Source organism: Shouchella rhizosphaerae (assembly GCF_036700015.1).
Lineage (GTDB): Bacteria > Bacillota > Bacilli > Bacillales > Bacillaceae_D > Shouchella > Shouchella rhizosphaerae.
Map to the genome: position 1 here is coordinate 2,974,678 of NZ_CP144921.1, position 12,833 is coordinate 2,987,510.

Sequence of the window (12,833 nt, forward strand, 5' to 3'; positions counted from 1 at the left end):
GAACAGAGGGGAGAATTGGTATGCCACTGCTTATTACAGCTGTTGGAGTTTTGGTTCTATTGCTTTTGATTATGAAGTGGAAAGTCAATACATTCATTTCACTGGCAATCGTTACATTTTTACTTGCAATTGCGTTAGGCATTCCACTTTCAGATATCGTTGGGTCGATTGAAAGAGGCCTAGGCGGCACATTAGCAAGTGTTGGCCTCATTTTCGGGTTCGGAGCAATTTTAGGAAAACTGATTGCAGACGGCGGCGGGGCCCAACGAATTTCAACAACGTTAATTGACGCTTTTGGTGAAAAACGGATTCAATGGGCGGTTGTTTTAACTGCTTTTATTCTCGGGATCGCACTCTTTTTTGAAGTTGGGCTTGTCCTTCTTATTCCGATTGTCTATCAAATTTCAAAGCAAGTGAATTTGTCGTTTCTCTATTTAGGGTTGCCAATGGCGACAGCGCTTTCCGTCACGCATGCCTTTCTCCCGCCCCATCCAGGCCCGACAGTTATTGCTGGAGAGTTTGGCGCAAATATTGGGATGGTGTTGCTGTATGGATTTATTATATCAATTCCGACCGTGCTGATTGCTGGCCCGCTGTTTACAAAGTATGCACGAAAATTTGTACCTGACGCGTTTGAAAAAGCGAACAAAGGCGGAATGGCAGCACTTGGCGACAGCAAACCGATGCCCCTTGAAGATACGCCTGGCTTTGCAAAAAGTGCGCTTACCGCTTTGTTTCCTGTTCTATTGATGGGAATTGCCACTGTCACTAGCCTTTTGCAAGAAGCGGCAAACCTCCCAGACCATTGGTTGTTTCATGTCGTTGCTTTTATCGGCATGCCGACTTCTACTATGTTTTTGTCCTTGTTGCTTGCTTTATATACAATGGGCATTTCCCAGAAACGGACAATGGCTCAATTAATGGAATCAGCTGAGCAGTCTGTAAAGGCAATTGCGATGATTTTGTTAATTCTTGGGATAAGCGGATCGTTAAAAGAAGTACTAATTGTAGGCGGAGTAGGGGACTATGTGGCGTCTCTCTTTATTGACAGTGCCTTATCCCCACTCGTTTTGGCGTGGCTGATTGCAGCCCTTATGCGCTTGGCCCAAGGTTCTGCTACTGTTGCAGCCCTAACAACGGCAGGGCTCGTTATTCCACTCATGGAAGGAAGCGACGTAAACGTGGCCCTAATGGTGTTGGCAACAGGAGCAGGAAGCATTATTGCTTCACACGTAAATGACACAGGCTTCTGGATTGTCAAAGAATCATTCGGTTTAACCATGAAAGAGACATTTGCCACCTGGACCGTGTTAGAAACAATTATTTCCGTTTGTGGGCTTCTATTCGTATTCATATTAAGTATTTTTGTTTAGTCAAAGGAGATATACGGAGGGAAACATGAAAAACTTATTTGATTTATCAGGAAAAGTAGCCGTGATTACAGGAGGAAGCAGGGGAATTGGAAAAGGAATTGCAACAGGCTTAGCACATGCAGGTGCAGATCTTGTTCTCGTGCAACGTACTGAAAACCACTCGCTTAAATCAAAACTAGAAGAAGAAACAGGGGTGCGGTGCGCATCGATCCAAGCCGATTTAAGTAAACTTGAAGAAGTGAAGCAAGTCATTCCACAAGCGCTCGATAAAATGGGGAAAGTCGATATATTGATTAACAATGCAGGCATTCAGCGGCGTTCCCCTGCTGTTGATTTTCTTGAACAAGATTGGGATGCTGTGATGCAAGTGAATTTAAAGGCGGTTTGGATGTTGTGCCAACAAGCGGGCAAGCACATGCTCGCAAATGGACAGGGAAAAATCATTAACGTCGCTTCCCTGAATTCTTTTCAAGGCGGAATCAACATTCCTGCGTATGCTTCAGCAAAAGGAGCTGTCGCCCAGTTAACAAAAGCACTGGCGAATGAATGGTCGTCAAAAGGAATCAATGTAAATGGGATTGTACCTGGCTATGTCGCGACCGATATGAATGAAGCATTGATCGCCGATCCTGTCCGCAGCCGTCAAATTCTCGAACGAATTCCGGCAGGGCGCTGGGGCAGTGCAGACGACTTTGCTGGTGCAGCTATCTATTTGGCTTCTGAGGCGTCTAGTTATGTGCACGGCCATTTGCTTGCTGTTGACGGCGGATGGTTAGGCAGGTAATCTCAGGGACGGCGGTTTTTCCGTCTTCCCATAAGAACATGCCGTCTCGCTTTCCGGTTAGCGAAGCACCGAAAAAGACTGGATCTCTGTTGGATAAACAGAGTCCAGTCTTTTTCCATTTCCATTTCACGTTTATTCACCGATAATATGTTCATAAACGGAATCAATCGTTTGCATATTGGCTTGGTAGCCGTTATAAAGCCAGCTGCTTTTACCTGAAACTTCAAACACGTTGCCTTGTTCAACTGCTGGAATGCCGGACCAGATCGCTTCTGATTTCAATGATTCGATTGTATCTGGGTCGCCGTCTACAAGGAAAAGGTAGTCTGCGTCAAGTTCAGCCAACGCCTCACGGGAAATCGGATTCCAGTGGGCGCCAGCATCTTCAGGCAGATTCGCGATGGCATTGGCCGGTTCTAGCTCCAAGTCTTCAAAGAGCACGGCACCACTAGCTACATCTGGCGCAACGACATAAAAATCGCCGCCAATCACCCAAACGGCAGCAACTTTGCTGTCGCCTATTTTTTCATTTAATGCCTCTTTTACTTCAGCAACACGGGCGTCGTAAGTAGCAAGCGCCTCAGCTGCCTTATCTTCTAAACCGAGCACTTCGCCGATTTCTGTTAACGCCGCCCGCCAATCATCGGCCGTTTCCTGGTCTAATACATAAGTAGGTGCAATTGAATTGTATTGTTCATAATCGCCGCTTTGCAAGCTAGTCTCCCCTGGCGCAAAAATCAAATCTGGTTCAGCATCCATGACTGCTTCGAGGGGAAGCACTGAATCAATTGGATCAATTCCTTCGAGGTATTCTTCTAAATACACTTGAGTGGATTCACGGCTGGCAACCGACCATTGGACAACAGGTGTCACTCCAAGTGTAACAAGAGGGTCCTCTAAGTAAGAGCCGATGATGCGCTCAGGCTTGTTAGGAATCGTGACTTCATTGCCTACTCCGTCAGTCACCGTCTTTGGTTCGGAAGCAGAACCAGCATCGGAACTGTTTTCGTTTTCGCTTTGGCAAGCGCCAAGTAATAATGCGGTAGCCATACAGGCTGTAACGAGATTGCGGGATTTCATTTTAATAGACGTCCTCTCTTGTTCGATCTATAAAGTATCATATTGAGAATCGTTATCAATGTCAAGCTTAAATAGAGATCTTTAAGCAAAAATGCAACAGCTACGTTATAATAACGGTAGGAAGAGAGAAGGATGGGGTAGGATGAGTGTTGAAATCAGCAAACTAGAAAGTGTAGGTCGCTATATTGGTCAGTTGGCTAAACTGATGGTAGACACTGTAGACGGCGGAGCTTCGATTGGCTTTATCGCCCCTATGGAAAAACAAGAGGCAGAAGCGTATTGGCAATCGCTTCAACTCTCAGAGCATACCCATGTGTGGGTGGCCTTAGCAGATGATAACGTAATGGGAACGATTCAACTTCACCTCGTCGACAAAGCGAATGGTCGCCACCGTGCCGAGATAGCCAAGCTCATGGTCGCTAACAAAGCGAGGCGGCAAGGAATAGGCCGGAAATTGCTAGCCGTTGCCGAAAAAACAGCAATGGAACATAACCGGACGTTGCTCATCCTAGATACGGAAGAAGGCGCGCCCTCGAATGTATTGTACAAAACAAGTGGCTATACGTTTGCAGGGATGATTCCCCAATTTGCCCAAAATCCTTATGGTGGCTTACGAGGGACGAATTTGTATTACAAGCATTTACCAAATGGCGATTAACTAGGAGGTGTGCGCCGTGGCGTATTGGGTGCGCGTTGCCTTTATTTTTGCAGGAATTGTCATTTGGCCGCTCAGTGACAAGACGCAACTTGTTGACCCACTGTTTTGGCTCACAAGTGGATTGATATTAGGCGGTCTGCTTTCAGAACCGCTATGGCGGCGCCTCATGTGGCTATATAGTTTGCTGACAGCCATAGCGTGCGTATACATATTGTTAGCTGGAATGGACGCAGCTTGGCTCGTGCCAATATTGCTGGCTGTTTATCCATTTGCACGAACAAGTAGTGGACAATGGCAGGCAGGCGCCTTGCCAAGCGCTTTAGTGGCTGCGTCGATTTTATGTAGCCCAACGGGTATAGCGGCTACGTTTGTCTGGCTGCTGACTACGGTTATTTTGTTTTATATGATGTGGCAATTTGCCTTATGGCAAAGGCAAAACCGCCAGCAACAAGAAAAAATAGATGAACTCCAATACGAGCAGAAACAACTGCGTCGCCGTTTTCTTGAACATGAAGATGCCGCGAAGCAGCGGGAACGTACACGGATTGCCAGAGACGTTCATGACTCCGTCGGCCATCAGCTTACAGCGCTAATGATGCAGCTGCAAGTCGCAGAGATGAAGGTCCAAGATCCGGTAATCGCAGAGGCAAAACAAACCGCCCGGACAGCGCTCGCAGAAATGCGCAGTGCAGTTAGAGCACTGGAAAGTGAAGAAGAGCGGGGCGTAGCGATGATTATTCGCCTCATTCGCAAGTTAGAGGCAGAGGGCCATGTTCGCGTCACGTTTACAACAGAAGCTGGAGCTCTGTCTGTGCCGCTCTCAGAGGAACAGAACGTGGCGCTGTACCGATTTGTCCAAGAAGGATTGACGAATGCCATGCGTCATTCTTATGCCAAAGAGATTGATGTCCACTTAGCAGTTGTCGGCAAACGGACGTATGTAGCGACATTAAAAAATGAAGCAAAGCCAGAAGCGGTTCGTGAAGGATTTGGACTGACGCAGTTGCGCAATCGATTTGAACAGTTGCATGGCTGGTTTCGGGCAAGCAATGAAGACGGGATGTTTATAGTAGAAGGTGCTTTTCCGATAGAAAGGACGACGGCAATTGAAAACGATTCTTTTAGCTGAAGACCAACAAATTGTCCGCCAAGGTTTGAAAATGATGATCGAGCATCGTCAACGTTATCAAGTGATTGAAGCTGAGAATGGGCAAGAGGCTGTTGATTTAGCTGGCCGCCATGTCATTGACCTTGTGCTAATGGATGTGCGTATGCCTGTGATGACAGGCATTGAAGCGACAAAGCGGCTGATTGAACGGGATCCAAATGTGAAAATCGTTATGTTAACGACGTTTATTGATGAACGTTATGCGATTGAGGCACTTAAAGCTGGAGCAAAGGGCTATATATTAAAAGATGCCGATATGGAAAGTTTGTTTGCTACGATTGAAAAGGCACTTTTAGGCGAACTCGTCTTAGATGGCCAAGTGGCGGCAAAGGTCATGCCAAAGCTTCTGCAGCACTCAGCTCCGCAGGAGAAAGAACAGATTCCACCTTTAGCTGAGCGGGAAAAAGAGATCATTCGCCTAGTGGGGCAGGGCCGCAACAATGCGGAAATCGCTGCTGAACTTTATTTAAGTGTAGGGACAGTTAAAAATTACATTAGCCAATTGTTTATCAAACTAGGGGTGCGTGACCGGACACAGCTAGCCATTTTTGCAGTCAAACATGATATTTAACAAGCCGTGCAAAAAGCCGAAATGGGCATAAGCACGGCTTGTTGCCCCTTGTCTCCAAAAAGATGACTTAAGTCATGCTTGGGGATAAGCACTTTATGACCGCAGTGAATCGATATAACGAAGCAGCACGCGTATGATAATAGTGACAAGGGAGGGAAAAGAATGCTGGAACTAGAAGGGGTTTCAAAGAGCTTTGCTGCAGTAGAAGCAGTAAAAAATGTCCATCTCCATGTACGGCAAGGGGAAGCCGTTGGCCTCCTTGGTCCAAACGGAGCGGGCAAATCGACGTTAATTGACATGTTGACGACACTAACAAAGCCGACAGCAGGGGAGATCCGGTTTGAAGGCAAGCCAGTCGCAAACCAGTTGAAGCCATTTCGTAACCGAATTGGTGTGGTGCCTCAGGAAATCGCCCTGTTTCAAGAATTATCGGCGGAAGAGAATTTATTGTTTTTCGGGAAGCTTTATAAACTTGAAAAAGCTGCTTTAAAACAGCGGGTAGCCGAATTATTGGATTTGATGGAATTGACAAATCGAAAAAAAGAACCTGTGCGGACGTTCTCAGGGGGAATGAAACGACGTTTAAATTTAGCCGTCGCCCTCATCCACAAGCCTGAGTATTTAATATTAGATGAACCAACGGTAGGCATTGATCCACACTCGCGCCGGCATTTGCTGGATTTTATTAAAGACCTCCAGGAACATAAAGGGCTGACTATTTTATATACAAGCCATTACATGGAAGAAGTCGAGTTTTTGTGCAATCGCATTTATATTGTCGACCGTGGCTCTGTCATTGCAGAAGGCACACAAAGCGAAATCAAGCGGATTATTAGCCCTCAATCCACTTATGAGCTAACAGTTGCTGTGAAAACGGCGGAATTAAAAGAACAGCTAGCCAGCCATGAACATGTGCAGGCCTTAAAGGAGACAGACGAAGGCTACCGCATCGTTTCAGCAAAAAATAATTTGTTTCCAACGCTTTTGCATATGGTTGAAGACAGCGGTACTACTGTAAAAGGCATCCATATCAAGCAGCCGACGCTAGAAGATGTATTTCTGCACTTAACTGGCCGGTCGTTGCGGGATTAGGAGGCATATATGTTTTATATAGGAAAAGACGCAAAACAGCTTTTAATGGACAAAGGCGCGCTGGTCACGATGTTGTTCATGCCTCTCGTGCTTATTCTAATTCTTGGTTTTGCCCTAGGAGACGCGTTTACAGGCATGCCGGAAAAAATCGACGTCGCTATCGTTTCAGATGAGACACTTGCGGACGCGGTACAGCGTTTTTCTGACGAGCTGGATGATTGGCCTGCCCAAGAAAAAACAGCCGTTTTAGGCTTAGCTGAACAGCTGTCTGTTCCAGAATTATTGATTGAAACTGTTGAGAGCACAGAAGACTTGGACAGCATCACGTTTCATTATGAAAATGAGCTCAGTGAAGCAAGGGACAAGGAGTATGCTGGCGTTCTGCATATTGGCGAAGGCTCCCGGGCGCAAATATGGGAACAGCAATTTCTCGGGGGCGGGGAATCGACTGGCACGTTCACTTTTTATGCCAATACAAGCGAGCCGCAGCAAGCAGCGATTGTCGAGGCAATTATGAAACAGTTTATCGACCAATTTTATGCACAGACAGCTTTGGCAAACGCCGGTCTTGAATCAAGTATGTTAGAAGGAATCGGAGACGTTATTTACCAAGGCAGTCAGCCTATATCGGCATTTGAATATTACATGTTTGCAATGGGCGTCATGTTTGTGTTCTACACAGCCGGATTTATGGCATCGTATGCGTATATGGAAAAGAAAACATCGGTTTACGCTCGGCTCATTCTCGCCAATGTCTCACAAGTAGGATATTTAGTTGGCAAAGGCGTGACGACCGTTTTCCTTGTACTCATTCAATTGATGTTAATCTTTGCCGTCAACTTGGCTTTATTTCGAATCGAAATTGGCAATTGGCCTGCGGTATTGCTCATTTCGCTCATGCTTGGCATCGCTGTCGCCAGCGTCGCGTTGCTCATCACCGCGATTCAGTTTCGCTTTCGCTCTGAAAAAGTCGCAAACCAATTTATGTTTTTTATCATCACCATTTTTGCGTCTGTCGGCGGCAGCTTTTTTCCAGTCAGCGACTTGTCGCCTTTATTGGCGCAGCTAAGCCAATGGACGCCAAATGGCCGTGCGCTAACTGCCTTTTTACAAGCAGCTCAAGGGGCGGCTCTTGAAGAGATACGTCCAGCTATTCTTATGCTTTCTGGATTTTCATGTCTATGTTTTGCAATCGCTTGGCTGTTTTTTCCGCGGCAAGGAGGTGCGGAATCGTGAAAGCTGTTCTTTACCAATTGGTTCGAGATGTCATCCGCAACCCAGTTGAATTGGTATTTATGCTTGGCCTCACGATCATCTTTGCGCTTATTGCAGGGGGCACGAGCGGAAGCAACGCGCAAGTCGTGCATGTGTTTTCAACGGAATTAAGCAAGCCAGAATTACAGGACTTAGCAACGGATTGGGAAGAAAACAACTGGAATGTGCGTATCGTTTCCGAAGAAGAGGCAATGCAGCTTCTGAGCAAGCAGCAGGCAGACGGCGTGATTGAGGCAGGGGAACTCGACTATACGCTTCATGCCGCCTATGAAGGCTCGACATTTGTTCCACTTATACAAGCAGAACTTAACCATTATTATGCAAACAAACGCTTAGCCAAGGCAGGAGTAACGGATATAGTCGATGAAGGAAGCTTTGCTATTAAAACGGAGCCGATGCAAGAAGGAACGAATTTTGACCGCTCGTTGCAAGCGCTATTCGGTTTCGCACTCTACTTTGCTATTTTTACAATGAGCTTTTCAATCATGAGTTTGCTCAGGCAAAAAGAAGAAGGGATTTGGAACCGGCTCATTTTAGCGCCAGCTTCCAAAACAGCTTTATATGCTGGCAATCTTTTATTTTCATTTTTGCTCGCTTACGTGCAAATTTTCCTTTCACTCGTCCTGTTTAACGTTGTTTTCGGTTACGACTATTATGGCGGCTTCTGGAAATTGTCGCTTGTTCTTATCCCATACGTGTTTGCAATTATGGCGATTGGCTTACTGCTTAGCGGCATTGTCCGTTCAAGCCAGCAACTAAATGCCGTCATTCCCCTTGTCGCAACCGTATTCGCTATGATTGGTGGCGCCTTCTGGCCGCTAGAAATTGTCCGATCCGAAACGATGCGTGCCCTCTCGTATTTGAGCCCAATTAGGCATGCGCTAGACATGATGAAAGGAGCCACATACCAAGGCGCAAGCCTAGCCGAATTTTTATTGCCGACATCTGTGCTGTTGTTTATCGGACTAACCGTAACAGGAATTGGCATTCGGCTGATGGAAAGAAAAGCACTCTAAGCAAAAATACGTTTAAAAAAACGGCTGAATCCTGTTGCAAAGAGGAAGAGGCCGTTTTTTTATATCTTTGACAGAGCGGTTTTTTAAGTGAAAAGCAACACCAAAGATAGAAAGAAAAAACCTAAAACCAAATTCAAATAGCGCCATTTCCGATCCTTTTCCTTAAAAAACAAGAAAACAAAATATAAAAACAAAATCGCCACAAAGAAGGTTGAGGCTAAAGGCGTTGAAAGAGTAAGCGATAACAAGCAAAAGGTTACAATTAACAACCTAAACAAGTAATCTACTATTTTCACTGTTATACAGAACCTCCTGAACGATGTATCGTTAAAAAAGTGCGAGTTTTTTAAGTCTAATAAATTTATGTGGAAAAATGAACGGAAGCTTTGTTCTAAAACGATGAGATTATTCTTAGTTCAGAGCGGAATATAGAAATGCAGTCCTAGTTTGGGCGCGTTGTTATTTTAATTCAATCGCAACGCCCCCCATTTAATTATGGCGGGATAAAAAAGCGCTTTTTCTATAAAAAATTGAATAGACGATTTCGAACAGTTGTTTTAAAATGAAATGGAATGAATAGCCATTTTTTTAGACGGAAGGATGAAACCACCAGGGGGGAGGATGGCCGATGGCCGATCAAACCGAAATAGCCAAGCTCCACGATGAAATTAGCCAAATGCGGGCGCAACTTTTCCAGACAGAAGCGCAATTGGAGCGATTGCGGGCGGCCAAACAAGCGCTTGTTTCCGAACAAGCGACTCTTCACGACCATAAAAAATGGGGGAGCGAACCAGAGCTAGACCATGATGCGTGGCGCGGCCAAGCCGAATCGACGCACGATGACATTCGCCGCCATATGCAACTGGCTTACACGAACGTACAAGACGAAACGGAACAACTGATGCGCGCGATTGAAATGGAAACGAGGCGGCTCCAAACCACGATTGCCTCTTGCCAAATCGTGATCGACACAAAACAACAATCGCTCCAAACATTAAAAGCGGCGAAATAGGAAAGGAGGAGAGAACCGATGCCTGAAATCAAAATCGACGAAGGCTCCGTGCTCAGCGCTTTAAGCGAAACCGGGGAACAGGCCAGCTTTTCCGTCTCGGCCCACGAGCCTGCGATCCATACGTCTTCGATGGCCTTTATCCATTCATTAATGGAAGTAGAAAGCGGGTATGCCGAACAATTAAATCGCTACTTAGACGTGGTCAAAAACGTACAAGCAGAAACGAAAGAACTCGTTCAAACATACGGAGTCGTGGACAAGATGCTGGCAAGCCGCCGATAATAGAGAAAGGAACAGACGGATGAACACACTTGACGTACAAGAAGTACTCGATGCCCTTGACGAAATCGTGGAACGAAAGCTTCACGATCAAGCCCAGCTCGAACGCTTGCAGGCCAGCATCCAGAAGATCATTCACCTTGATTCCCTGCAAGGCGAAGGGGGCGAAGCAATCAAAGACCATTTTGCGACGCTCCATCTCCCTGTATTGGCGGCGTTCCAGCTTTTCATCGGCCAATACATCGAACAATTGAAGCAAATCCGCTCGAATTTGCTCAACTTTGAAAGCAGCTCCGCTCTGATCCGGGAAGAATTTCTCGCCGATGTCAAAACCGGCCTGGACCGAGTCGAGCGCTATGCGATCGCAGACGCGACAGCGATTGAGTCGATTCGCGCTTCCATCGCCGACCTATTGCCACTGCCCCCGTTCTCGATGGAACCAGTCCTTCGCTACGCCCAACAAGGCAAAGACCATGTCCGTGTAACGGCGGAAAGGCTTGGTAACTTGGACGAAGCCAACGACACGGTGCTCTCAAGCGCAAAAAGCACCTTGCAAGAACTGACGACTGTCGTCAGCCAAGTAGCCAACTGGACCAGTGGCGGCGTGATCCCTTCCCCAGAAACGCAGGCGGAGATCGATGCCAATATGGAAGAGCTGTACCAAAATGTGGTGACACAAGCGCTCCAAATGGCGCCACTAGACCGAAGCCATGTCGAAGGCCGCGAAGGGGAGCTGTACCAAGACGTGTTGCCGCTCGAATTTCTGTATACAGGCGCCTACGCCCCTCTATACGGTAGCCTGAAAGCAGCTAACTGGTATTACTTGAACCATTTCCCTGTCAGTGCCATCCTAAGCAATGAGCAGGCGCTGCAAGCGTGCCGAGCGCCAGCGATGGGAGCAACCCATGCCGTTACCCCGGCGTATTTCCCGTTGTTTGCGCGCCTATCGACTTTGCCGTCAAACGCGACCGTCTCACCGGCAATCCTGACACGGCAACTGAAACAGCTGGTGCCGATCCAATACCAATGGTATCAAGCCCAGCTCCGTACCCAAGCGATTCAAACGGCCGTTTCGGAAGTAGCCGCCACAGGGCGTTCTGTTTTAACCGAGGAAGAAGTCGCAGCCATGCAAGCGTACCTTGAAAACAACCCTCCCGGCGACGGTCCCCTCATAGCCGAAGTTGACGAGGAAGTATACAAAGACGGGCGTTATCCCGGGCCGACGAAGGATGCCCGTGTTGGCGCCGACGGGATCGCGTATAAGAACAACATCAGGACTTTTCTAGATCCGGTAGCCGACTTTTTCTTCGGTGACTTCCTCACGCTCGCCGACCCAGAAGCTTCGCTCGGGGAGAAGGCCCTGGCAACGACGTTTATTTTAGTGAAGCCAGCGAAAGTGGCCGAACTCGGATATGACTTGTCGAAGGTGAGGAAGGTGGAGACTGGGGGGAAGGGTACAGATAAAACTAGACCATCTTGGAGACAGTCTGAAATTGATGTAGGAAAAGAATATCCTGGGTATCGTGACCAAGTATCATATAAGCAAGGTAATGAAGTAAGTCATGGCACTAAAAATAGTTCAAGACCAGATTTCTATATCAAAGGTCATAGCATAGAAGTTAAGAATTATAAAGTGACTACATCTTCTGGTAGAAGTAACTTAATAAGAAATGTGTCAAAGCAAATAAATAAGCGGATAAGTGATTTACCTGAACAAACAAAGCAATCTGTTATTATTGATGTTAGGGGTCAAAATGTCTCAAGGGATGTTTTAAGAGACATTAAACAAAAAATTAATGAAAGAACAAATGATGTAGCAGAAATAATTTTTAAAATGGATTAGAGGTGAAAGTTAGATGGCGGTAGGAATATTAGTAGATTGTTTTTATTACGAATTAGGTCATAGCGATTTTGTACATTCATTTTTTTCAACAATCTCCTATCATTTAGAAAAAGAAGGATGGGGTACAAAATATCCTTTAATTATGAATGAGTTGTATAATGACAAACTAAACTGGAATGATGTTTCTGTTGTAAAAGCTAATTTAATTGAAATTGAACAGGAATTATCAAAACACACGCCGGAACAAGTTATATGGGATATTGATGACTTATCACAAAAACCACCGTGGGGGGATAAAATAAGTCCAAAAGTAACTAGTCTAGCGAATTATTTTGCAACAGCTGATGGGAAAACATTTTTTGAAGTACTACGTACAGCAATTGACGTAGCAGAAGAAGATAAATGTGATTTAAAAATTCACAAACTATAATTTTTCTTAACCATGGGATACTATCCCATGGTTTTTTTACGATACGGAGTGCCGAATAAAACAATTTTTATTCAGATAATAGACTTAAACCTTGTAAGCCCTACACGATGTTCTAACCAATTCTTTAGTACGAATTCGACATAACTAATAAATGGATAAATACCTTAAGGGTGATTACCCTCCTTAGGGTATTTTTTATGGGTGGAGTGCCGAGCTAACCGACCCAGAAGCTTCGAAAGCCTTGGCAACGAC

At 45.9% G+C, this 12,833-nt stretch carries 13 protein-coding genes; 12 read left to right on the plus strand and 1 reads right to left on the minus strand.

The features are described from left to right. Window positions 1–20: 20 nt before the first annotated feature. Together V5G21_RS14740 and V5G21_RS14745 are read left to right on the plus strand one after the other, a co-directional pair. The gene (locus tag V5G21_RS14740; RefSeq protein ID WP_011245895.1) at window positions 21–1,373 is read left to right on the plus strand and encodes a gluconate:H+ symporter; all 1,353 of its coding nucleotides are present in this window, start codon (window positions 21–23) and stop codon (window positions 1,371–1,373) included. A 25-nt stretch (window positions 1,374–1,398) separates the two neighbouring features. Continuing rightward, a complete protein-coding gene (locus V5G21_RS14745; RefSeq protein ID WP_304527884.1) occupies window positions 1,399–2,157 on the plus strand; it encodes a glucose 1-dehydrogenase in 759 nt (252 codons plus the stop codon). 132 nt (window positions 2,158–2,289) lie between these two features. Here the strand turns inward: V5G21_RS14745 and V5G21_RS14750 are convergent, their stop codons facing one another. Further along, entirely contained in the window at window positions 2,290–3,237 is a 948-nt protein-coding gene (locus V5G21_RS14750; protein ID WP_035204831.1) for an ABC transporter substrate-binding protein, read from the minus strand. Window positions 3,238–3,379: 142 nt separating this feature from the next. Here V5G21_RS14750 and V5G21_RS14755 point away from each other — a divergent pair, with 142 nt between their 5' ends. The 10 genes from V5G21_RS14755 to V5G21_RS14800 all read left to right on the plus strand — a co-directional run bounded on the left by V5G21_RS14755 (window position 3,380) and on the right by V5G21_RS14800 (window position 12,581). Further along, window positions 3,380–3,895, plus strand: coding sequence for a GNAT family N-acetyltransferase (locus V5G21_RS14755; RefSeq protein ID WP_338464876.1), 516 nt, complete (start codon window positions 3,380–3,382; stop codon window positions 3,893–3,895). Between the two features lie 16 nt (window positions 3,896–3,911). Continuing rightward, window positions 3,912–5,024: a sensor histidine kinase gene (locus V5G21_RS14760; protein ID WP_338464877.1), complete on the plus strand. Its 1,113-nt coding sequence runs from the start codon at window positions 3,912–3,914 to the stop codon at window positions 5,022–5,024. Beyond that, a complete protein-coding gene (locus V5G21_RS14765) occupies window positions 5,002–5,634 on the plus strand; it encodes a response regulator transcription factor (protein WP_011245900.1) in 633 nt (210 codons plus the stop codon). Before V5G21_RS14760 ends, V5G21_RS14765 begins: the two co-directional genes overlap by 23 nt. Window positions 5,635–5,796: 162 nt before the next feature. After that, window positions 5,797–6,726 carry an ABC transporter ATP-binding protein gene (locus V5G21_RS14770; RefSeq protein ID WP_011245901.1) on the plus strand — a complete coding sequence of 310 codons (930 nt, stop codon included), beginning with the start codon at window positions 5,797–5,799 and terminating at the stop codon, window positions 6,724–6,726. Between the two features lie 9 nt (window positions 6,727–6,735). Continuing rightward, window positions 6,736–7,962: an ABC transporter permease gene (locus tag V5G21_RS14775; protein WP_338464878.1), complete on the plus strand. Its 1,227-nt coding sequence runs from the start codon at window positions 6,736–6,738 to the stop codon at window positions 7,960–7,962. Further along, entirely contained in the window at window positions 7,959–9,017 is a 1,059-nt protein-coding gene (locus V5G21_RS14780) for an ABC transporter permease (protein ID WP_051881231.1), read from the plus strand. Before V5G21_RS14775 ends, V5G21_RS14780 begins: the two co-directional genes overlap by 4 nt. Window positions 9,018–9,645: 628 nt before the next feature. Further along, entirely contained in the window at window positions 9,646–10,029 is a 384-nt protein-coding gene (locus tag V5G21_RS14785; protein ID WP_338464879.1) for a DUF5082 domain-containing protein, read from the plus strand. Window positions 10,030–10,047: 18 nt separating this feature from the next. After that, window positions 10,048–10,311, plus strand: a complete 264-nt coding sequence (locus V5G21_RS14790; RefSeq protein WP_251225805.1) for a YwqI/YxiC family protein — start codon at window positions 10,048–10,050, stop codon at window positions 10,309–10,311. Window positions 10,312–10,330: 19 nt separating this feature from the next. After that, window positions 10,331–12,151, plus strand: a complete 1,821-nt coding sequence (locus V5G21_RS14795) for an LXG domain-containing protein (protein ID WP_338464881.1) — start codon at window positions 10,331–10,333, stop codon at window positions 12,149–12,151. A gap of 13 nt (window positions 12,152–12,164) precedes the next feature. After that, complete coding sequence (locus V5G21_RS14800; protein WP_095237039.1) at window positions 12,165–12,581, plus strand: immunity 70 family protein; 417 nt, start codon at window positions 12,165–12,167, stop codon at window positions 12,579–12,581. Window positions 12,582–12,833: the final 252 nt, after the last annotated feature.